Origin of the sequence: Promicromonospora sp. MS192, assembly GCF_049532985.1 — a bacterium.
GTDB lineage: Bacteria > Actinomycetota > Actinomycetes > Actinomycetales > Cellulomonadaceae > Promicromonospora.
This window is the reverse complement of record NZ_CP186693.1, coordinates 4542417-4564244: the sequence shown is the minus strand read 5'-3', so window position 1 is coordinate 4564244 and position 21828 is coordinate 4542417. Positions and strand designations below refer to the sequence as shown.

The following is a 21828-nucleotide window of genomic DNA, read 5'->3' as shown; positions in this document are numbered from 1 at the left end:
AGGGTCCGGGGGTGCGATTTGTCCGTGGCCTTGTCTCGTTCGTGCTCTGGGTCGTCGCGATTCCTCTGCTGCTGGTGGCGTCGGGGCGGGTTCTGCCGTTCGACAACGTGCCGCCCCTGCCGCTGATCGTGGCGTTCACGCCCTGGGCGGCGCTGGTGACGCTGCCGCTGCTGGTCATCGCCCTCTTCTCCCGGCGCTGGGTGCTGACGGTGCTGCTGGCGGTCTCGCTGGCGGGCTTCGTCTACTGGACCGCGCCCTTCTTCGTCCCGCCGCCCGCGTCCGCGCCCGCCGACCCCGCCGACGCCGGCACCGTGCGCGTGATGACCCTCAACGCCCACCTGGGGCAGGCCGACGCCGAGTCCGTGGTGGACCTCGTGGAGTCGCAGCACGTCGAGGCGCTGACGATCCTGGAGCTCACACCGGACCTGGAGGAGGCCCTGACCGAGGCGGGTCTCGACGAGCTGCTGCCGCACAGCTTCACCGTCCCGGCGCCGGACGGCCCCGGGGGCAGCGGCCTGTGGTCGTCGACGCCCCTGAGCCGGCCGGAGCAGCTCCGCGGCACGAGCTTCGCCATGCCGTCGGCCCTCGTGGACGTGGGCGGCACGGACGTGCGCCTCACCGCCGTGCACCCCTACCCGCCGCTGCCCGAGGAGACCGCCACCTGGCGCACCGAGCTGGTCGAGCTCACCGAGCAGGCCCGGTCCGACCGGACCCCGCAGATCCTCGCCGGTGACTTCAACGCCACCTACGACCACGCGACCTTCCGCGACCTGCTCGGCTCGCGGTTCGCGGACGCGACCCGGGAGTGGGGCGCGGGCCCGGTCGTGACCTGGCCCGAGGGCAGCCGGGTGCCGCCGCTGTTCGCGCTGGACCACGTGGTGGTGGAGCGGGACATGCCGGTCTCCGACGTCGTGCCCATGGACGTCCCCGGGACGGACCACCGGGCGCTGCTGGCCACCGTCGTCGTCGAATAGCACAGCGACACCGCGCGGGGAGCGCGGAACCGGCCTATGTTCGCAGTTGTGCCGACTCGTCAGATGCGCCTCGCGCCCTCCGCCCCCGACGACGTGACGAGCGCCCTCGCGGCGCTCCGCGCCGAGGTCGGCCTGCCCGCGATGTTCCCGCAGGAGGTGCTCGAGGAGGCGCGTGCCGCGGCCGTGCGGGACTTCTCGGCCGGCCGGGCGGACCGGCGCGACATCGAGTTCGTGACCATCGACCCGCCGGGCTCCAAGGACCTCGACCAGGCGGTGCACGTGGAGCAGTCCGGCGAGGGCTACGTGGTGCACTACGCGATCGCGGACCTCGGCGCGTTCGTGGTGCCGGGCGGCGCCCTCGACACCGAGGTGCGCAAGCGGGGCATGACGATCTACGGGCCGGACGCCCGCACCCCGCTGCACCCGAAGATCCTCTCGGAGGGTGCGGCGAGCCTCCTGCCCGAGGAGGACCGACCGGCGGTGCTGTGGACCGTGACGCTGAACGCGCGCGGCATCATCACCGGTGCCGGGCTGGAGCGCGTGCTCGTGCGCAGCCGCGAACGGCTCACCTACGCCGAGGTCCAGTCGGCCCTCGACGCGGGCACCGCGAGCGAGTCCCTGCAGCTCCTGGCCGACGTCGGGCGCCTGCGTCAGTCGCTCGAGGTGGCCCGCGGCGGCGTGTCCCTGGAGGTGCCCGAGCAGGAGGTCGAGCGGCGCGAGGACGGCACCTACGCACTGTCGTTCCGCCGCAACCTGCCGGTCGAGGAGTGGAACGCGCAGATCTCGCTGCTCACCGGCATCGCCGCGGCGCACCTCATGCGGGAGGCCGGCGTCGGCATCCTGCGCACCCTGCCCGAGGCCGATCCCCGTGACCTGGCGCGGCTGCGCCGCACGGCTCGCGCGCTCGGCATCGAGTGGCCGGACACGCTCCCGTACGCCCGGCTGGTCCCGACGCTCGTCTCGCGCATCCCCGAGCACGCCGCGTTCCTCAACGAGGCGACCACGCTGTTCCGCGGGGCCGGCTACGTCGCCTTCGGCATGCCGGGCCCGGACGGCGCCGTGGTGGCGCCGCCGGAGAACACCCGGCACGCAGCGATCGCCGCGGACTACGCGCACGTCACGGCGCCGTTGCGGCGCCTGGTGGACCGCTACGCGACGGAGATCTGCCTCGCCGTCTCGGCGGGGGCCCCGGTGCCCGCATGGGTGCTCACCGCGATGCAGGACCTGCCCGCGGTCATGGCGGAGACCGGCCGCCGGGCCTCGTCGTTCGAGCGCGAGTGCATCGACATCGTCGAGGCCTCGGTGCTCGCCGGCCGCCTCGGCGAGGACTTCGACGGCGTGGTGGTCGACCTCGACGACCCCCGGAAGGACGGCCAGGGCCCGCAGCGCGGCCAGGTCGTGCTGCGGGAGCCGGCCGTGCGCGCCCGGGTGACGGGTTCGCACCTCCCGCTGGGCGACGAGGTGCGGGTCCGGCTCGCCGAGGCCGACGTGGCCGAGCGCCGCGTCGCGTTCACGCTGCCCGGCGAGGAGCTGCCGGACGACGGCAGCGGCCGCGCCCTCGCCTCCGGTCGTGGCGGACGCCGCTCCGCGGGGCGCCGGGCCGCCGCGGCGTCGCGCCCGGTGTCGCCGCCCGAACCGTCGCCGTCACCGCGGCCGTCACCCTCCTCCCCCGAGCCGACGCCGAGGCCGGGGACCTCTCCGGAGGCCGCGCGGTCCTCGGTACCGGGATCGGGATCCTCGGGATCGTCCGTGACGGGACGGTCGGTCTCGCTCGGATCGGCGATCTCGCCGCCCACGACACCTGCGGCGCCAGTGCCGTTCGCGCGGCCGGACGACGGGCCCGTGCCCGCGCACGGCGCGCTGTCTCCTGAGGCCGCGGCAGGGCCGGTGCAGCCGGCCCCGGAGCTGCTGCGTCCGGAGCCGGCTGCACCGGCCCTGCCGCGTCCGGAGCTGCCGCGTCCCGAGTCGGCCCGTCCGGAGCCGTCCCGTCCGGAGCCGCCGCTTGCCGGGTCGTCCCTTGCCGCGTCGCGGCTCCCCGAGCCGTCCCGTCCCGAGTCGCCGCGCTCGCAGCCGTCGCGTCCGCAGCCGATGAGCCGGGCGGCCCGGCGGAGCGCCGAGCAGGGTCCGGCGTGGTCGGAGACGGCCGCCGGCCCGGGCTCGTGGGCAGGCACCGGGTCCGGTGCGGCGTCGTGGCCCGCCGTCGATCCCGGCGCGGAGAGCTGGCGGAACGCGGATCCTGGTCTTTCCTGGGCGGGCCCCGAGACCACCGCCGCCCGGTCGTACCCGGAGCCTGCGCCGTCGTACCGGGCCGAGCAGGCCTTCCCGCAGGAGCGCTCCTCCGCGCGGGAGCTTCCGTACCCGCCGGAACCGTCCTCCACGCCGGATCGGCAGTACCCGGGCCACTCCGACGACCAGCGGTACCCGCAGGAGCAGTCCGCCCGGCCCGCGTCCGACGGCGGGACCGCGGCGTCCGCACCTGCCTCCGTCCCGCCGCACCCGGGGCACGGTGTGGGCTACCCACCCGTGCGACGGCCGGTGCGGCCGCAGGTCCGCGACGAGGTGCCGATGTCCCATCCCTGGCCGCGGCACGCCCCCGGGCCCCGGCGCACGGCGTCGCTGTCGCAGCCGGTCCCGGTCGTCCGCGGGGACGGGTACGCCGGCGGCGTGCACGTGGCGGAGTACCCGGTCCTCTCCTCGCGGGAGCTGCCGGTCGTGGTGGCGGCGGACCTGCTCGCGGTGGAGGGTCCGGGGCCCGACGGCTACCGCTACTGAGGCGGACCGTCCGCGATACTGGCCCCATGACCCTTGCCGTACCCGTTCCCCGGTGGGCCGGCGCCGTGGCCGCCCTGGGTGTGTCCGTGCTGCTGGCCGGTTGTACGCCGTCGGACGGCGTCCAGGACCTGGAGGCCCTGTTCGACGAGGAGCAGCAGGCCGAGGACGTGCTCCCGGACGCACAACTCGCCGACCTCGCCGTCGACGGCGACACCACGCGCCGGCTCGGCGCGGACGGCGACGCCACGTTCTACGCCGCCCGCTCCGGGGACGGCGCCTCGACGTGCCTGGTCCTGGCCAGCACCGAGGCGGACACGATCGCCGGCTGCACGATGACGCCCAACCCGACGGGGACCGAGGTGTCGAACGGCACCGACAAGGTCATGTTCGTCATGCCCGGAACCGACTTCACGAGCCTCGAACGGTCGGGCTGGACCCGGCTCGGCGACTTCCTGGCGGTGCAGTAGTGCCGCCGCGTCGCCGGACCGACCCCGAGGCCGGGCGCGCCGCCGTCGCGGCCTGGTCCCGGGACGAGGCGGACCGCCGAGCGGTGACCACCGCCGTGCGGTTCCTCCTGGAGGAGGTGGCCGCCGTCGCCCCCGGGAACTCCGTCGAGGTCCGGGTCCCGCCGGCCGGAGCAGTGCAGGCCGTCGCCGGTCCGCGGCACACCCGAGGTACGCCGCCGAACGTGGTCGAGACCGACCCGGAGACCTGGCTCGGCCTCGCCACGGGCGCGGTGAGCTGGGCGGACGCCGTCGCAGACGGACGGGTGCGGGCCTCGGGCGAGCGCTCGGACATCTCCCATCTGCTGCCGCTGACAGCGGGGCGCCGGGCGGTGTCCGGGGCGATCGGCGAGCTGGATCCACCGACCGGATCCGGGTGAACCGGGCGTGTCCGGCGTGTGCGCTGCCACGGATGTCAGTGCCACCCGCTAGCCTCGGCGTCGATCTCGTGGTTCGGCTGCGAGCAGGTTCACCCGGTGCCGGGGCGGCATTTTTCCCTGCGGGTGTCGGTCCGTAACCGCCGGTTCACGATGCAGTGGTTGGTTGGTGGCGCTCGTGCCGGGCTGCTCGCGCGACGGACACGCGCCCCCGGCTGCGGCGACGCCGCCGCACAAGACGTCCTGCACCAGGGCACGCCATCCCGGCCTCGGCCGGCTATTGCAGAAGGAGTCAGCGTGAGACCCAGCACGCTCCGGTCCCCGCGACCGCACCCCCGGTCCAGCGGCAGGGCCGCGGTCGCAGCGGCGCTCGCCGCGGCGCTCGCCCTGCCGGCGTCGGCGGCCTTCGCCGCGCCCACCGGCGCCGAGGACGGCCCGGACTCCGGGCACGTCGTCATCAGCGAGGCATACCTCGTCGGCGGCAGCTCCGGCCAGCCGTACCGCAACAAGTTCGTGGAGCTCTACAACCCGACGGACGAGCCCGTCAGCGTCGACGGCTGGTCGGTCCAGTACAAGTCCGCGACCGGCGCCTCGTTCTCCGGCATCACCCCGCTGAGCGGCACCATCGCCGCCGGCGGCCACTACCTGGTACAGGGCGCCTCGAACGCTGCCAACGGCGACGCGCTCCCCACGCCGGACGCCGTCGGCGGCCTCAACCCGAGCGGCACGGCCGGCGTCATCGCGCTCGCGTCGCAGGCCACCGCGGTCGCGCCCGCCAAGGGCGCGGTGCCCGCGGAGGGTGCCGCGGGCGTCGTCGACCTGCTCGGCTACGGCACCGCCGACACGTTCGAGACCGCCCAGGCGCCTGCCGGCCAGGGCACCGGTGTGGTGGGCTCGCTGGAGCGCACGGGCGACGCGGGTGACAACTCGGCGGACTTCGTGTTCGGCACCGAGGTGACCCCCGCCAACAGCGAGGCCACCGAGCCCGAGCCGGAGCCGTCCGAGCCGACCGAGCCCGGCGAGGTGACCCCGATCGCCGAGATCCAGGGCACCGGAGCCGCCTCGCCGCTCGTGGGCCAGACGGTGACCACCCGTGGCGTCGTCACCGCCGTCTACGCGACCGGCGGGTTCAACGGCCTGTACCTGCAGACCGCGGGCACCGGCGGCGGCGACGACCCGACGCCGGGTGCGTCGGACGCCGTCTTCGTGTTCTCCGCCGCGGCCGCCGCCGACCTCTCGGCGGGCGACCACGTGGAGGTCACCGGTACGGTCTCGGAGTTCAACGGCCTCACGGAGCTCACGCCGTCCGCGGGCAGCTGGACCGTGCTGGACGAGCCGGCGACGGTCGAGCCGGCGGTCACCGCCTGGCCCGCCGACGAGGCCGGCCGCGAGGCGCTCGAGGGCATGCTGCTCGCGCCCGAGGGCGACTTCACGGTGACGGACAACTACGACACCAACTACTACGGCACGATCGGCCTCGCGTCGGGCGACAGCCCGCTGGTGCAGCCGACCACGGCGGGCCGGCCGGGTTCGGCGGAGTACGACGCGCAGGTCGCGGACAACGCGGCGCGCGGCGTGCTGCTCGACGACGGCTCGTCCCTCAACTACAACTCGACCGCCAACAAGTCGAAGCCCCTGCCCTACCTGACCGGCGGCGAGCCGCTGCGGGTGGGCGCCGGCGTCACGTTCACCACGCCGGTGATCCTCGACTACCGGTACGACGCGTGGGGCTTCCAGCCGCTGGCACACCTGACGCCGGACGTCGCCTCGACCGTGCAGCCGGCCACGTTCGAGAACACACGCGAGGACGCGCCCGCCGAGGTGGGCGGTGACCTGCAGGTCGCCACGTTCAACGTGCTGAACTACTTCACCACCACGGGCGACGAGCTTGCGGGCTGCACCTACTACACCGACCGGGACGGCGACCCCGTCACGGTCTCGGTCGGCTGCGACGCCCGCGGCGCGGCCGAGGAGGAGGACCTGCAGCGCCAGCAGACCAAGATCGTCGCGGCGATCTCGGCGCTGGACGCCGACGTGGTGGCCCTGCTGGAGATCGAGAACACGGCGGCGCTCGGTGGCGACCGCGATCAGGCGCTGTCGGACCTGGTGGACGCCCTGAACGCGGCCGAGGGCGCCGGCACGTGGGCCTACGCGGCCTCCCCGGCCGAGGTGCCCGAGGCCGAGGATGTCATCCGCAACGCCTTCATCTACCGCACCGCGACGGCGGAGCCGGTGGGCGACTCGACGATCCTGGTGGGCGACGAGGCGTTCGGCAACGCCCGCCAGCCGCTGGCCCAGACGTTCCAGCCCGCGGGTGGTGCCACCGACGCCGGGGACGACGTCGTCGTGATCGCCAACCACTTCAAGTCGAAGGGTTCGGCCGGCCCCTGGCCGGGCGACGCGGACCAGGGCGACGGCCAGGGCGCCTCGAACGAGTCCCGCACGCGCCAGGCGACCTCGCTCGCGGCGTTCGCGCAGGAGCAGGCCACCGCGGCCGGCACCGACAAGGTGCTGCTGCTCGGCGACTTCAACGCCTACGAGCAGGAGGACCCGATCCAGGTCCTCACCGACGCCGGCTACACGGACCTCGGCCCGACCACCGGCGAGTACACGTACAACTTCGACGGCATGGTCGGCTCGCTCGACCACGTGCTGGCCTCCCCGGCCGCCGCCGAGGTCGTGACGGGCACCGACGTCTGGAACATCAACGCGTACGAGCCGGTCGCGAACGAGTACAGCCGGTACAACTACAACGCGACCATCCTCTACGACGAGACGCCGTTCCGGTCCTCCGACCACGACCCGGTCCTGGTGGGCCTGGACCTCGCGGGCACGACCACGGAGCCCGGGTCGGTCGACCTGGACCTCGTGGCCATCAACGACTTCCACGGCCGCATCGACGCGAACACCGTCGCCTTCGCGGGCACCGTGGAGCAGCTGCGGGCGCAGAACCCCGAGGGCACCGCGTTCGTCTCGGCGGGTGACAACATCGGCGCGTCGCTGTTCGCCTCCGCGCTGCAGCAGGACCAGCCCACGCTCGACGTGCTCAACGCGCTCGGCCTGAAGACCTCCGCGGTCGGCAACCACGAGTTCGACCAGGGCATGGCGGACCTCACCGGCCGCGTCACCGACGCCGCCGACTGGGACTACCTCGGGGCCAACGTCTACGACGAGGCCACGGGCGAACCCGCTCTTCCCGAGTACCAGGTGGTCCCGGTCAACGGGGTCGACGTCGGGTTCGTCGGCGTGGTCACGCAGGAGACCCCCACGCTCGTCACCCCGTCGGGCATCGAGGGCCTCGAGTTCGGCGACCCGGTGGAGGCGCTCAACCGCGTGACCGACGAGCTGCTGGACGGCGACACCGCCAACGGTGAGGCGGACGTGGTGGTCGCCCTCGCGCACGACGGCGCGAGCGCGGGCACCCCGGACGGTGCCACGCTGGAGGAGGAGATCGCCGCCGGCGGTCCGTTCGCCGACCTGGTGCAGCAGACCGACCCGCGCGTCGCGGCCATCTTCACCGGCCACACGCACAAGCAGTACGCGTGGGACGCCCCGGTCCCGGGTACCGAGGGCGAGACCCGTCCGATCATCCAGACCGGCAACTACGGCGAGTTCCTGGGCCACGTCTCGCTCACGGTGGACACGGAGTCGTTCGACGTCACCGACTACACCGTCGAGAACGTCGCACGCACGACCACCCCCGCCGCCGAGCTGATCGCCACCTATCCGGCGGTCGCCGAGGTCGACTCGATCGTGGACGCGGCGCTGGCCGAGGCGGAGCAGATCGGCGCCCAGCCGATCGGCGAGGTCACCGCAGACGTCACCACGGCGTTCGCGGGCGGCTCGTACACCGACGGCGTCTACACCGGTGGCAACCGGGACGACCGCGCGTCGGAGTCCGCGCTCGGCAACCTCGTGGCTAACTCGCTGCGCGACTCGCTCGCGAGCGACGACCGCGGCGGCGCCGACATCGGCGTCGTCAACCCGGGTGGCCTGCGCAACGAGCTCTACTTCGGCGAGGACGGCGTGATCACCTACGCCGAGGCCAACGCCGTGCTGCCGTTCGTCAACAACCTGTGGACGATCACGCTGACCGGTGCACAGCTCGACACGCTGCTGGAGCAGCAGTGGCAGACGGACGTCAACGGGAACCGCCCGTCGCGCCCGTACCTGGCACTCGGGCTGTCGGACAACGTCTCCTACACGACCACGACGGCGGACCCGAACGCCGCCCCCGGTGACAACGTCTCGTCGATCACCATCGACGGCGTGCCGGTCGACCCGGCGGCGGAGTACCGCATCGCGACGTTCTCGTTCCTGATCTCGGGCGGTGACAACTTCCGGGCCTTCACCGACGGCACGGACGGCCGCGACTCGGGCCTGATCGACCGTGACGCCTGGATCGAGTACATCAAGGCCTCCTCGCCGATCACCCCGAGCTTCGCCCGCACCCGCGCGGTGACGCCCGCGCTGCCGGGCACGGTCGAGGCGGGTGCGGCGACCGACGTCAGCCTGTCGGGCCTGGACCTGACGTCGCTGGGCGCGCCGCGCAACACGACCACCGAGACCTTCCTGGTCCCGGAGGGCGGCACGGCCGCGGACGGCGTCTCCCTGGGCACCGGCACGGTGACCGAGGGGGCGACGTCGGCGTCGGTCACGATCCCGGCCGGCACGGCCGCGGGGGAGTACCAGCTCCTGGTGCAGGCGGCTCCGTCGGGTACGACCGTGCGCCTTCCGGTGACCGTCGAGGCGGGGGCTCCCGAGGAGCCGGAGGCGCCTGCCTGGGTCCCGTGGAAGCTCTACTGGTGGGGTGACACCGTGTCCTACCGGGGTGAGGTGTACGAGGCGACCCGCCCGACCATCCTCCAGATCCCGGGCGTGGGCAAGCGCAGCCCCTGGAAGCTGATCAGCTGACCCACCCTTGCCGAGGCAGAACGCCGGCGAGGTGGAACCGGGCACTCCGCGGTTCCACCTCGCCGGCGTTCTGCCTCTGCGGTTCTCTCTCGGCAAGCGTGGGCGCGTAGTCTGGGGGCGTGAGTGAGTCCCAGGCATCCCAGGAGTCCGCCGACGACGTGGAGGTGCGCGCCGTCATCGACCCGGCCACCGTGCGTCGGGCGCCCCGGTACAAGGCCTTCTTCTGGACGGGCGCGCTGGTGGGGCTGGTCCTCGGGCTCGCGCTGTCGCTCTACCTCGTGAACTCGCCCTCGGGCGCGGCGATGATGAAGCCCGGCGTGTACGTCACGGTGCTGACGAGCTTCGTCACGATGACGACCACTCTCCTGGCCGGCCTGTTCGCCGTGATCGCGGACCGCCGGAGCCTGCGCGGCCGCTGACGCGGAGGTCACATCCGGGGCTGGTCGCCCGGTTCCGGTCGCATGGGATACTCGGAGCATGCCTCTGCGCGGAGATGGCCGACTCAACCACGACCTCATGCCCGGCGAGAAGGGCCCCCAGGACGCATGTGGCGTCTTCGGGGTCTGGGCACCCGGCGAGGAGGTCGCCAAGCTCGCGTACTTCGGTCTGTACGCCCTCCAGCACCGCGGACAGGAGTCCGCGGGCATCGCCACCAGCAACGGTGAGCAGATCCTGGTCTACAAGGACATGGGGCTCGTGTCCCAGGTCTTCGACGAGACCGCTCTCAACGCACTGACCGGTCACATCGCCGTCGGGCACTGCCGGTACTCCACCACCGGTGGCGTCACCTGGGAGAACGCCCAGCCCACGCTGGGGCCGACGGCGTCCGGCACCGTGGCCCTGGGCCACAACGGCAACCTCACCAACTCCGCCGAGCTGGTGAACCTGGTGGCGGAGCGGTACGGCGCGCAGCGCCGTGGCGAGCTCGCCCGGGGCAACACCACGGACACGGCCCTGATCACCGCTCTGCTGGCCGGTGACGCCGACCGCACGCTGGAGGCGACGGCACTCGAGGTGCTGCCCCGCCTGCGCGGTGCGTTCTCCCTCGTGTTCATGGACGAGAACACCCTCTACGCCGCCCGTGACCCGCAGGGCGTCCGCCCGCTGGTGCTCGGTCGCCTCGACCGTGGCTGGGTGGTCGCGAGCGAGACGCCGGCCCTGGACATCGTGGGCGCCTCCTACGTGCGCGACGTCGAGCCCGGCGAGCTCATCTGCATCGACGCCGACGGCATGCGCTCGGCGCGCTTCGCCGAGGCCGAGCGGGCCGCGTGCGTCTTCGAGTACGTCTACCTGGCGCGGCCGGACAACACCCTCAACGGGCGGTCGGTCCACGCGGCGCGCGTCGAGATGGGGCGTCAGCTGGCACGCGAGCACCCCGTCGAGGCCGACCTCGTGATCCCGACGCCGGAGTCGGGCACGCCGGCAGCCGTCGGTTACGCGGCGGAGTCGGGCATCCCGTTCGGTCAGGGCCTCACGAAGAACGCGTACGTGGGCCGCACGTTCATCCAGCCGTCCGACACGCTGCGCCAGCTCGGCATCCGCCTGAAGCTCAACCCGCTGCGCGAGGTCATCAAGGGCAAGCGCCTGGTGGTCGTGGACGACTCGATCGTGCGCGGCAACACCCAGCGCGCGCTGATCCGCATGCTGCGGGAGGCGGGCGCCGCCGAGGTCCACGTGCGCATCTCGTCCCCGCCGGTCAAGTGGCCCTGCTTCTACGGCATCGACTTCGCCTCCCGGGCCGAGCTGATCGCCAACGGGCTCGCCGTCGAGGAGATCGGGCAGTCGCTCGGCGCCGACAGCCTCGGCTACATCAGCACCGAGGGCATGATCGCGGCGACCGAGCAGCCCAGCTCGCAGCTCTGCGCCGCGTGCTTCACCGGCAAGTACCCGATCGAGCTGCCCCCGGACGACCAGCTCGGCAAGCACCTGCTGGAGCAGGCCGAGCTGCCGCTCGGCCCGCCCGAGGACGGGCTCCGGCAGCTCGCCGTGAGCGCCGGTGGCGCGACCGCGCTCGACCACCCGTGACCACGACCACCACCCGAACGACGCAGGAGCACCAGTGACTTCCGAAGGCCTGACGTACGCCGCCGCCGGCGTGGACACCGAGGCGGGCGACAAGGCCGTCGAGCTCATGAAGGACGCCGTGCGCCGCACGCAGGGTCCGGCCGTACTCGGCGGCGTGGGCGGCTTCGCCGGCCTCTACGACCTGTCCGCCTTCAAGAACTACCGCGCACCGCTGCTGGCGACGTCCACGGACGGCGTGGGCACCAAGGTGGCGATCGCGCAGGCGCTCGACAAGCACGACACGATCGGGTTCGACCTGGTGGGCATGGTGGTCGACGACATCGTCGTGATGGGCGCCAAGCCGCTGTTCATGACGGACTACATCGCCACCGGCAAGGTGGTGCCGGAGCGGATCGCCGACATCGTGCGCGGTATCGCTCAGGCGTGCGAGGTGGCCGGTACCGCGCTCGTGGGTGGCGAGACGGCCGAGCACCCCGGTCTCCTGGCGCCGGACGAGTACGACGTCGCCGGAGCCGCCACGGGCATCGTCGAGGCCGACAGCGTGCTCGGCCCGGACCGCGTGCGTCCCGGCGACGTGCTGATAGCGATGGGGTCGAGCGGCCTGCACTCCAACGGGTACTCGCTGGTGCGTGCCGTGATCAAGCACGCGGGCTGGTCCCTGGACCGGCACGTGGACGAGCTCGGGCGCACCCTCGGCGAGGAGCTGCTGGAGCCCACGCGGGTCTACGCCTCCGACTGCCTGGCCCTGGCCGCGGACGACGCGGCGCAGGTGCACGCCTACACGCACGTCACGGGCGGCGGCCTCGCGGCCAACCTCGCGCGCGTGCTCCCCGCGGGACTCGTGGCGACGGTGGACCGCGCGTCCTGGGACGTGCCGGCCGTGTTCCGCATGGTCCGCGAGCTCGGCGGAGTGCCGAACCGCGACCTGGAGAACACGCTCAACCTGGGCGTGGGCATGGTCGCGGTCGTGGGCGCAGACGGCGTCGACGCGACACTCGCCCGGCTCGCCGCGCTAGGTGTTCCCGCGTGGACGCTCGGAAGCGTGGAGACGCTCGACACCGCCACCGAGCACGAGGACCTGGTCGCAGGGACCAAGGGCGTGTCCGGGGGTGCGGTCAGGCTGGTGAACGACTACCGCGGCTGAGGCGGTGGCGCTGCTCGGTCGATGACCGGGCGCGGGGCCGGCGCGAAGGCGCCGGCACCCTCAGCGCGTGTTGCCGTCTTGCTCTGCCCAGTCGGAATACCTGTTGTCGTACTCCTCGTCCTCCGGGGAGTCCCACCGCGACTCTGTCGCCACGTCCGTGTGGGAGTCCCCGCTGAGCTCCTGCTCGAGGGCGTGATAATTGGTCTCCGGGCTGTAGTACTTCAGCGCGCGAGCAACCTTGGTCTGCTTTGCCTTCTGACGGCCGCGGCCCATGGCTCCGACCCCCTCAACGTAGGAGCGGGGCGGCACCGTGCATGGACGTGCGGCCCCGTAGCGTTTCGTCTGTCCAGGTTCCAACGTTACATGCTGGTACGGCGTTTCTTCCAGTCCGTGGACGTGATTCGTCCCATCCCCCGGTGTGACATTCGGATCGTCCGGGGTGCCCCGGCGCCCGCGCCGCACTCGGTGGTGTTGATCATGTCTTTGTCGTTGACATGCTGTTCGATGACTGAACGCACCGGCTAGTTCCGGGCCGGTCATGTCTCTGCTCGGGCATCTCTTGTGCGCCGTGGGACATGCTGCCGTTCGCGCTTTGCCGACTGCGGGAGAGTGGCCGGATGTGTGCAGAAGATGCCCGTGACGCGAGGGCTCGGTGACGGCGGATCGCGTGGTCGGCGTGTCGCACGTGTCCCAGACTCGCCCGAAACGGGCGCGCGTGGCGCGCAGTGGGGAAAGTGAGGAAATAAACCCCGTCCCCAAGTCGCCTAAATCCCGTTTGCTGCTAACAATGGTGCAAGAGCGGGTGTCGTCAACCGCCTGGTACGGCCAGGCCGGCACCGTTCCGGAGGAGGTGCGGGGATGTCCATCCACGGAGAATCCGAGGTCCTGCTCACGCCTGCCGAGGTAGCGAGCTTGTTCCGTGTTGACCCCAAGACAGTAACGCGTTGGGCAAAAGCGGGAAAGCTCTCGTCGATCCGGACACTTGGCGGTCACCGCCGCTACAAGGAGTCCGAGGTTCGGGCGCTGCTCGGTGCGGCAGCGGACAGCTCGGGCGACTCCGACAACTAAGTCGGACGTCGTTGACGGATTGGTCGGCAGGTAGGACGAAGGCGCGCCGGGTGCTGCCCCCCAGCTCAGCCCCGCGCGCGCCTGAGCACGACTGTCACAGCGACTGCTGTACCGAGGGCCACCAGACCGATGGTGGCCCCGATCAGGATCTTGGCGTTGCGGGCCCGGCGCGGATCGTGCGCCGGGCCGTTCTTGTCGCCGAAGGAGCCGGACAGCATGGCTCCGGCGTCGTTCGCGGCCTGCTTGGCGTCGTGCGCGATGCGTGACGCCTGGTAACCAGGGCTCAGCCGGGTGGTCAGCTCGTCCACGGCCGCCGCGAGGTCCGCGCGGGTGCGGAGCACCTCGTCCTTGAGCTCGCTGCTGCTGGGCGGTGTGCTGTTCGAAGCGCTCATCGGCCCATCCCCTCCTTGATCGCCGTGATGTCGTCCTGCACGCGCTGGATGCTCTCGGGCTTGGTGGTGCCCTTCTTCAGGAGCTGGACGCCCACGAGGGCGAGCACGATCGTCACGAGCACCATGAAGCCGCCGATGGCGAGGGCGGACAGCCAGAGCGGCCAGACCGTCCCCAGGCCGTACACGGCCGCCAGGAGCAGCACTCCGACGGCGTAGGCCAGGATCAGGAGCCCGACGACGAGCAGCCCGATACCGATGCCGGACTTCAGCGCCTTCTCGGTCAGCTCTGCCTTGGCGAGCGCGATCTCCGCGCGGACAAGGCGGGTCGCCTGCTCGGAGATCTGCTCCACGAGCTTTCCCAGGGAGGCCGGCCGCTCAGGTCCTGGCGTGCTGCCTGCGGCTCCCGTGTGGCTGTCGACCTTCGCGTCCTCGATCATCTGCCCTCCCGTGCCCCGGCATCGGTGTGCGCCGTTGAAGACAACTCAACAGGTCAAGTGCGGACGGGGCAATTCCTGGCGCGGCGCGCCTTCCCGGAAAAGCATGAAGGTAAACGCGCGCCAATCCCCCAAGTGCTGGAAGGAATTATCTCAGAACTGCCTGAGAACAGTGTTGACGCGGGGTCCGCACGGCAACTCCTCGCGGAGGGTCGCGTTTCAGGAGCGGTGCCCCGGACCCGTGCGCCGATACGGCTCCGGAGTAGGTTACGGCCATGTCGATCGATCAGGTCCAGGACTATTGCGACTGGTGCATGGGGCCGTTGTCGGCGGAGTCCCGGGCGCGGTCACGCTGGCTCGGTCTGTCGACCGAACATGCGTGGGCGTGCTCCACCTGCCTCCGGACGGGTGACTACCGAGTCCCTCCGGACGGTTGGGATGGTCCGGTAGGGGAGTGGCTGGCCGCCGACCAGTACGTACTTGGTCCGGACGATGTCGAAGCGGTCGTCAACGCGCTCCGCGAGATCCTCGACGGCCCGAACGCTGTACCCGACGCCGACTTCCAGCTGCGGATCGGGGTCTCACGCGCGGACGCCCGACAAACTCTCCGGCGCTTCTCGGGCTCGCCGTGAGCCATGGGGACGGCCGCTGCCGGGGCCTGCGTCGGGTGTGGGCGGCGACGGGCCGGACGGAGCCGTTCGCTCATCGAATCGCTGACCGGTCAGAGCGATCCGCGACAGGGAGAAAATGAAGAACCCCCGGATCCACGTGGTTCCGGGGGTTCTTGCTGTGGCTCCGACCGGCGTCGATCCGGTGACCTTTCGATTTTCAGTCGAACGCTCTACCAACTGAGCTACAGAGCCCTAGCGCGAACGCCCGGATAGTCGAGACCGACGATCCGGGCGCCTCTCGCGCGACCCTGACGGGACTTGAACCCGCGACCTCCGCCGTGACAGGGCGGCGCGCTAACCAACTGCGCTACAGGGCCTTGGTACTGCTGGACGCTTCCCGCATCCGGGGGGCTCGTTTCGAACCGTGAGGATCCTAACCCACCGCGGGGCCGAATCTGAAATCAGAATCCGACTCCGCCGTGATGACCTGCCTCACAGCGGTCGAGACGTGGCTCTGGCGAGCCCCTTCGTACCCCCAACGGGATTCGAACCCGTGCTACCGCCGTGAAAGGGCGGGGTCCTAGGCCGCTAGACGATGGGGGCTGGAACGCGGCAAGTCTACAGGCGCTCGGCGGTCTCGCCGCACCTCGTGGCAGGGTGCGTCCCGTCGTGTCCGCCGGGTGGCGCCGTCGGGGATGATGGGGGCGTGGTGGAGATGACGCGCGAGGACTTCGAGGCCGCTGTCAGCGACGGTCTGGACCTGGTCCCGGCCGACCTCGCGGCGCAGATGGACAACGTGGTGGTGCTGGTCGAGGACGACGCCCCCGCGGACGATCCCGAGCTGCTGGGCCTCTACGAGGGCGTACCGCTCACGGAGCGTGACCACATGTGGGCGGCGGGCGCGCTGCCCGACCGCATCACCATCTTCCGGAACCCGACCCTCGCGATCTGCGACACGCGCGAGGACGTCGTCGAGGAGGTGGCCGTGACCGTGGTCCACGAGATCGCGCACCACTTCGGGATCGACGACGCGCGCCTGCACGAGCTGGGCTGGGGCTGACCGCCCGGACGCGCACAGGAGCGCCTGCCCGGCCGGACGGCCGAGCAGGCGCTCCTGTGGTGCCCGCGCCGGGTCAGTACGTGGTGCCGTACTCCCAGTGCCAGGCCTCCGGCTTGCTGCCGCCCGCCTGGGCCCAGGACGGGTGCTCCCACCCGTACCTGCCGGCGTTGGCGACCATCCAGGCGTGCTCGGCGCTGCCGAACGACTCGATGCCGCCCGACAGGTCGACGGCCTGGCCGAAGCCGTGGTTGGACGTACCCGGCACGGCGGCCAGGGCGCCCCGGCTCGCCGCGACCGCCACCTGCTCCGCGTAGGAGCGGTAGCCGTCGGTGATGGCCAGGTTGCGGCCGAACGCCGCGCGGAACGCGCCGTTCAGGTCCTCGAGAGCCGCGGCGGCGTCGCACCGGAGCTGTTCGCCCGGGGCCCAGCTCAGCCCGCAGAGGACGTCCGCCGGGATCTGACCGTTGCCGTAGCTCTTCGCGGCCTCGGCCATCGCCTTCGCCTTCGCGGCGGCCTCGGCCGCCGCACGTTCCGCGGCCCGGGCCGCCTTGGCGGCACGGCGCTCCTCGGCCGCCTTCTTCGCGGCGGCGATCTCCTCGGGCGTGGGGCCCGCCTTGACCGACACGACGGCGTCGGCGTCGGTACGGGCGATGAGCCGCTGCAGCGACGTGGTCACCTTCTCGATCCGCGCGGCCGACGGGGCCGCCGCGGCCTGGGCCGCGGGAGCCTCGGCCTCCGCGGCATCCGCCTCGGCGGGAGCGGTCGTCTCGCCGAGCGAGGTGTCGACCGGCTCGCCGACGGCGTCGGCGAGCGGGGTGTCGAGGATCGGGAGGCCCGTGACGTCCTGGTCGGCCAGGGGCGCGGCACCGGTGGTCGTGCCGGCCAGGTTGGTGGGCTCGGTGGCGTCCGCCCCGGCGTCGGCTTCCGCCGTGCCGGACCTGCCCTCGTCCGCCGCGTCGTCAGGACGCTCCGCGGAGGCGTCCGCCGCCCGCTCGGCGAGTGACGTGCGCTCGGTGCTGCGTGAGGCGGCGACCGGGCGTGCCGTGGAGGCGGCGGGAGTCTCGCGGGCCTGGTCCACCATGGCCCGCAGGTCCTGGGCGGCGGTCCGGACCTGCTTGCGCTCCTTCGCCGAGAGGTCACCCTCGCGGGTCACGTAGGCGGCGTCCGTCAGGACGGCGTCCGCCTTGCTGGCGGCGGAGCGGACCTCGGGGTCGGCGGCTGCCGCGCTGGGCTGCACGGTCGGCTCCGCAGCGGGTGCGGCGGCGGGGGCGCCGCCGTCGTTCCCGGTGAAGCTGACCGCCGCGGTGGTGGTCAGAGCCACCGAGGTGAGCGCGGCGGCGATCGCGAAGGAGGAACGGCGGACGACGGGGTGCGCGGGGTGCGCCGCCACCGTCGTGTGCGCCCTGTGCGCGCCCGGGCGTCGTGTGCGACGGGGGACGAGCCGGTGATCGCGCGTCAAGGGCGCACCTGACGCTCGGGGACAGGGACAGGACGCGCCTGGGGCGCGACGGGGTTCTGCGTCTGGGGCACGCGGATTCCGTTCTCGCGGCCGGGCGCGGGCGGCACCGTGAGGGGCAGGGGGGTCCCTCGGACGGACGGCGTCGCGCGCACCGGCTGCTGTCAGGCCACGTCGCGCGTCCGGCGCGGTCATGGCGGTTGCCGCACGAAACCAGGCGCATGAGGCCCAGGGGGGTGGTTCCGTGCGGCAACGATTCAATATTGAACGACCGTCCAAGAGTTATGTAACCCCCGAACCAGAGGCATGCCTCACAAAAACTGCGGGCGGATGGTGGTGCAGACGTGAAGGGCCGACAACCCGGGGTGTGCGCGCTCACATTGATGGGTTCCGAGCCATGCGTGACACTTCAGGGCATGGCCCATCACGAACAGGCCGCGAACGGATCCGTGCCCACCCCTGCCGGACAACCCGTGACCGTGTCCATCCACCGCGTCGTCCATCCCGATCACGTTCCCGAGGTCACCAGCTGGGTGCAGTCGGGCGTCAACCTCGCCAACCGCTGGGACGGGTTCCTCGGCTCGGGCTGGATCCGCGCCGCCGAGGGCTCTCGCGACTGGCACATGCTCTACCGCTTCGCCGATGCCGACCGGCTCGCCGCCTGGGAGCGGTCCGCCGAACGCCGGGACTGGCTGGCGCAGGGCACAGGGCTCGTCGAGGAGCTGCGCTACCAGCAGCGCACGGGCATCGAGGGCTGGTTCGACGACCCCAGCCGGACCGACGAGCCGGCCGACGTGGCCGCTGTCGTGGTACCGCCCCGGTGGAAGCAGGCGACGAGCATCTGGCTCGGGTTCTTCCCGGTGAACCTCTTGTTCACCGCGCTGTTCACCTACCTGGTACCCGGCTGGGACGGCGTGCCGCTGGTGCTCAGGGTGCTGATCTCGACCCTGGTCCTGACGCCGATCATGGCGTACTGGGTGCTGCCGTGGGTCACCCGCCGTCTGCACGGCTGGTTGCACGCCACGTAGCGGTCAGGCGCGCCCCAGCGCCGGGTGCCGGGCCGGTGCGGCCGCGACGCGGCGGCGCAGCGGGATGCCGCCGCGCCCCGCCACCGGGGCGGCCGGCGCCTGCTTCCCGCGGCCTGCGAGCCAGCCGGCGAGACGCTCGGGGCGGTCCGTGATCACGGCGTCGACGCCCGCGCCGCCGTCGGCGGCGACGAGCGTCGTCCAGGCTGCCGGGTCGTTCGCCGTCCAGGCCATCACGCGCAGGCCGGCCGCGTGCAGGCGGGACACGAGTCGCGGGCTGCCCGCGACCGTCGCGACCGACGGGTTGCAGGTCACCACCCGCAGTCGTTCGCACAGGCGCAGCAGGCCGGGCGGGTCGAACGAGACGAGCAGGCCGCCGGGCAGGTGCGGGGCCACGTCGCGCACCGTCGCGACCGTGCCCGGCCAGAAGCTCTGCACGAGCACCCGCTCGTCGAACCCCCTGGCGGCCACGGTGGCTGCGACCTGCTCGACCTGCCCGGCGGCCCACGAGCCCTTGAGCTCCAGCAGCAGGTCCGTCTCCGGGTGCCGGGCCAGCACGCCCAGCACGTCGTCGAGCGTGGGCACGCGCTGCCCGGCGAACGCCGGCGCGAACCGGGCACCGGCGTCGAGCGCGAGCACCTCGGCCGAGGTCAGGGCAGCGACCTTGCCGGTGCCGTCCGTGGTCGCGTCGACGGTCTCGTCGTGGATCACCGCGCCGACACCGTCCGCGGTGGGTTGCAGGTCGATCTCGACGGCATCCACGCCGGCGCGGCACGCGGCCTCGATGGCGGCGAGCGTGTTCTGCGGCGCCACCGCGGAGTAGCCGCGGTGGGCGATGACGGCGGGGCGGGCGACGGTCATGCTGACCTCCGGTCTGCGGTTCTGTCTCCACGCTAGGCCCGCCGCAGGACGCCGTCACAGGCCCGCCAGGTGAGTTCCGGGAGTGTTCCAGGACCGTTCACCGGCCGGTCCCGGGACCGTCGTGTCGGTCACCAGGGCGATACCCACCGGATGCGCGGATTCCCAGCGCCGGGTGGTTTCATGTGCGGCATGGTCCGACCTGCCCGCGCCCTCGGGATCGCCGCCGTCACCGCGACGCTCCTCCTGCTCACCGCCTGCTCCGCCGACGACGGGGCGGACGCCGGAGCGAGCCCGTCGCCGTCGGGCGGCGCGAGCGCCACGGCGCCCGAGCCGACGGACCGCGACGCGCCCCTGGACGCGAACCAGGCGTGCGCCGCCATGTACGTGCACGGCGACCCGACGCTGGAGTCGCGCATCGGTACCGCCCTCGTCGGGGCGAGCGACGGCCTCGACGGCACGTCGGCGGACCAGATGCACGCCCTCGCGGTCGAGCTCGGGCGGCTCGGCACCCGTGTGCCCGACGAGTTCCAGGGGCCCGTCGAGAAGATCCGGGTCCCGTTCCTGCAGCTCCAGGAAGGGCTGGATCTCGGCACGGAACAGGAGATCGAGCTCGACGTGGCCTCGACGGTCGAGGGCCTCAAGGAGTACGAGGCTCTCTGCTGAGCCCTCTGCGCAGCCGCCTGTCGGTCAGCCGAAGATGCCCTGACCGGGCGTCAGCACACGCCGCGGGTCGTAGCGGTCCTTGGCCTGGCGTACGAGAGGCCAGCGGTCACCGTAGTGGGCGCGCCAGTCGGCGGTGCTCAGGTGCAGGGCGTTCACCGGGTACTGCGTGCCGCCCGCGGCGCGGACGCGGGCGTACAGCGCGTCGTTGGCCGCGATGAGCCGCTCGGCCTCGGCGTCGTCGGGCGGGCTGACCGCGCGCAGCAGCGCCAGGAGGAAGAACACGGGACCCTCGGGGACCATCACCTGGGGCCGGGTGATCAGGGTGCGGTCGGTCGGGTACAGCAGCGCGACGCCGCCGGCGTCCGCCGGGGTGAGGGTGGTCAGGAGCTCGGTGACGATCTCGTCCGTGGCGGAGTCGGGCACGAGCAGGTTCAGCCACGGGCCGGGCAGCCGGAGCGCCTCGATCTGCTCCACGGTCTCGTAGATGCGGTTCAGCCACTCGAAGTAGGGCACGTCCACGACGTCGATGCCCGACGGCGTGAGGCCCGCCAGCAGCGCGTCGTCGTCGGGCGGCTCGGTCGTGAACCAGGCGCCGGCCTCCAGGACGAAGGCGAAGTCGTCGTCGTCCGTGGGGACGAACTGACCCTCCAGGTAGTCGAAACGGCCGTCGGCCAGGACGGTGCGCTGCGCCGCTGTCAGGTCCGTGACCTGCGGGTACGTCAGCGTGTAGACCCGCGCCGAGGTGGGGGCGAGCCGGAGCCCGACGGTCGCGCGGACGATGACGGCGAACTGCCCCAGCCCGCCCAGCACGGCCTCGAAGAGGTCACGTTCCGCGTCGGCCGAGCAGGTGACGAGGCGTCCGTCGCCCGTGACGACGTCGAGCTCCAGGGTGTTGTCGACCAGCAGCCCGAAGTGCTGCGAGGCGCCCCCGATGCCGCCGACGCTGAGCGTGCCGCCCACGGACAGGCCGAGGTAGTCGGTGCTGACGGGCGGCGCGACGCCGTCGGCCAGAGCGGTGCGCACGAGGTCGAGCCACTGCACGCCGGCGTCGACCACCGCGTGGTCGGGAGTGATCTCGTGGATGGTGGCGAGCGTGCGGGAGTCGATCACGACGCCGCCGTCGGCCTGTGCCTGGCCGTACGTCGAGTGGCCCTGGCCGCGGACCGCGACCGTGAGCCCGTGCTCGTTCGCGAAGCGGACGACGGTCACGACGTCGTCCACGGAGCCCGGTCGCAGCACGGCGCGGGGCAGCCGGTGGGCGAGGTGGCCGTAGTCGGTGGCCGCCTCGGTGAGCGACGCCTCGTCCGTGACGAGCTCACCGTCGAGGTGGGGGACCTGGATGGCCCCGGTGTTCTCGGGGAGCGTGGTGAGCCAGCGGGAGGTGGCCGGGTCGAAAGCGACGACGGCGGCGCCTGCCAGGAAGGTTCGGCGGTCGAGCTGTGCCATGGGTACCCCTCAGCGTCGTGTCGGGCGACCACGGTACCGGTAGGGGTGCTGAGGATGGTGCTCTTTCCGTGGATGTGATGTTCCGGTGATCCGTCATATCCTG

The 21828-nt window shown here is 72.5% G+C and carries 19 protein-coding genes and 3 tRNA genes; 13 read left to right on the top strand and 9 right to left on the bottom strand.

Annotated features, from left to right (window positions below):
* Positions 1-11 precede the first annotated feature (11 nt).
* From ACO229_RS20400 to purM, 8 genes are all read left to right on the top strand, one after another.
* Entirely contained in the window at positions 12-974 is a 963-nt protein-coding gene (locus ACO229_RS20400) for an endonuclease/exonuclease/phosphatase family protein (protein ID WP_423462604.1), read from the top strand.
* A gap of 48 nt (positions 975-1022) precedes the next feature.
* Positions 1023-3746, top strand: coding sequence for an RNB domain-containing ribonuclease (locus ACO229_RS20395; protein WP_423462603.1), 2724 nt, complete (start codon positions 1023-1025; stop codon positions 3744-3746).
* A gap of 26 nt (positions 3747-3772) precedes the next feature.
* Positions 3773-4213, top strand: a complete 441-nt coding sequence (locus ACO229_RS20390) for a hypothetical protein (protein WP_397429459.1) — start codon at positions 3773-3775, stop codon at positions 4211-4213.
* Entirely contained in the window at positions 4213-4629 is a 417-nt protein-coding gene (locus ACO229_RS20385) for a sterol carrier family protein (protein WP_397429460.1), read from the top strand. The genes ACO229_RS20390 and ACO229_RS20385 overlap by 1 nt, the downstream gene beginning before the upstream one ends.
* 294 nt (positions 4630-4923) lie before the next feature.
* Positions 4924-9540, top strand: coding sequence for an ExeM/NucH family extracellular endonuclease (locus ACO229_RS20380; protein ID WP_423462602.1), 4617 nt, complete (start codon positions 4924-4926; stop codon positions 9538-9540).
* Between the two features lie 119 nt (positions 9541-9659).
* Entirely contained in the window at positions 9660-9959 is a 300-nt protein-coding gene (locus ACO229_RS20375) for a hypothetical protein (RefSeq protein WP_397416544.1), read from the top strand.
* 58 nt (positions 9960-10017) lie between these two features.
* Complete coding sequence (purF, locus tag ACO229_RS20370) at positions 10018-11565, top strand: amidophosphoribosyltransferase (RefSeq protein ID WP_423462601.1); 1548 nt, start codon at positions 10018-10020, stop codon at positions 11563-11565.
* Between the two features lie 34 nt (positions 11566-11599).
* Complete coding sequence (purM, locus tag ACO229_RS20365; RefSeq protein WP_423462600.1) at positions 11600-12709, top strand: phosphoribosylformylglycinamidine cyclo-ligase; 1110 nt, start codon at positions 11600-11602, stop codon at positions 12707-12709.
* A gap of 60 nt (positions 12710-12769) precedes the next feature.
* Here purM and ACO229_RS20360 read toward each other — a convergent pair whose 3' ends face one another.
* Positions 12770-12982: a DUF3073 domain-containing protein gene (locus tag ACO229_RS20360; RefSeq protein ID WP_397416551.1), complete on the bottom strand. Its 213-nt coding sequence runs from the start codon at positions 12980-12982 to the stop codon at positions 12770-12772.
* Between the two features lie 585 nt (positions 12983-13567).
* Between ACO229_RS20360 and ACO229_RS20355 the strand changes: the two genes are divergently transcribed.
* Positions 13568-13777 carry a BldC family transcriptional regulator gene (locus tag ACO229_RS20355; protein ID WP_108495333.1) on the top strand — a complete coding sequence of 70 codons (210 nt, stop codon included), beginning with the start codon at positions 13568-13570 and terminating at the stop codon, positions 13775-13777.
* Between the two features lie 65 nt (positions 13778-13842).
* Here ACO229_RS20355 and ACO229_RS20350 read toward each other — a convergent pair whose 3' ends face one another.
* Positions 13843-14169 (bottom strand): DUF3618 domain-containing protein, encoded by a 327-nt coding sequence (locus ACO229_RS20350; RefSeq protein WP_397416555.1) that lies wholly within the window; start codon positions 14167-14169, stop codon positions 13843-13845.
* Complete coding sequence (locus tag ACO229_RS20345; protein WP_423462599.1) at positions 14166-14606, bottom strand: phage holin family protein; 441 nt, start codon at positions 14604-14606, stop codon at positions 14166-14168. Before ACO229_RS20345 ends, ACO229_RS20350 begins: the two co-directional genes overlap by 4 nt.
* Positions 14607-14878: 272 nt before the next feature.
* On the opposite strand from ACO229_RS20345, the gene ACO229_RS20340 reads away from it, so the two are divergent.
* Positions 14879-15235 carry a hypothetical protein gene (locus ACO229_RS20340; protein WP_397429465.1) on the top strand — a complete coding sequence of 119 codons (357 nt, stop codon included), beginning with the start codon at positions 14879-14881 and terminating at the stop codon, positions 15233-15235.
* Between the two features lie 158 nt (positions 15236-15393).
* On the opposite strand, the gene ACO229_RS20335 is transcribed toward ACO229_RS20340, so the two are convergent.
* The 3 genes from ACO229_RS20335 to ACO229_RS20325 all read right to left on the bottom strand — a co-directional run bounded on the left by ACO229_RS20335 (position 15394) and on the right by ACO229_RS20325 (position 15817).
* Positions 15394-15466: transfer RNA gene (locus ACO229_RS20335), tRNA-Phe, on the bottom strand.
* Between the two features lie 51 nt (positions 15467-15517).
* Positions 15518-15591 (bottom strand) — tRNA-Asp (locus ACO229_RS20330).
* A 153-nt stretch (positions 15592-15744) separates the two neighbouring features.
* A tRNA-Glu gene (locus tag ACO229_RS20325) sits at positions 15745-15817 on the bottom strand.
* A gap of 112 nt (positions 15818-15929) precedes the next feature.
* Between ACO229_RS20325 and ACO229_RS20320 the strand changes: the two genes are divergently transcribed.
* Complete coding sequence (locus ACO229_RS20320; protein WP_397416594.1) at positions 15930-16274, top strand: metallopeptidase family protein; 345 nt, start codon at positions 15930-15932, stop codon at positions 16272-16274.
* 73 nt (positions 16275-16347) lie between these two features.
* Here ACO229_RS20320 and ACO229_RS20315 read toward each other — a convergent pair whose 3' ends face one another.
* Entirely contained in the window at positions 16348-17733 is a 1386-nt protein-coding gene (locus ACO229_RS20315) for a D-alanyl-D-alanine carboxypeptidase family protein (RefSeq protein WP_423462598.1), read from the bottom strand.
* Between the two features lie 413 nt (positions 17734-18146).
* On the opposite strand from ACO229_RS20315, the gene ACO229_RS20310 reads away from it, so the two are divergent.
* Positions 18147-18758 (top strand): antibiotic biosynthesis monooxygenase, encoded by a 612-nt coding sequence (locus ACO229_RS20310; protein WP_397416563.1) that lies wholly within the window; start codon positions 18147-18149, stop codon positions 18756-18758.
* 3 nt (positions 18759-18761) lie between these two features.
* Here ACO229_RS20310 and ACO229_RS20305 read toward each other — a convergent pair whose 3' ends face one another.
* A complete protein-coding gene (locus ACO229_RS20305; RefSeq protein WP_423462597.1) occupies positions 18762-19616 on the bottom strand; it encodes a glycerophosphodiester phosphodiesterase in 855 nt (284 codons plus the stop codon).
* Between the two features lie 189 nt (positions 19617-19805).
* Between ACO229_RS20305 and ACO229_RS20300 the strand changes: the two genes are divergently transcribed.
* The gene (locus ACO229_RS20300; protein ID WP_397429468.1) at positions 19806-20279 is read left to right on the top strand and encodes a hypothetical protein; all 474 of its coding nucleotides are present in this window, start codon (positions 19806-19808) and stop codon (positions 20277-20279) included.
* 24 nt (positions 20280-20303) lie between these two features.
* Here the strand turns inward: ACO229_RS20300 and ACO229_RS20295 are convergent, their stop codons facing one another.
* The gene (locus ACO229_RS20295) at positions 20304-21725 is read right to left on the bottom strand and encodes an FAD-binding protein (protein ID WP_423462596.1); all 1422 of its coding nucleotides are present in this window, start codon (positions 21723-21725) and stop codon (positions 20304-20306) included.
* Between the last annotated feature and the right edge of the window lie 103 nt (positions 21726-21828).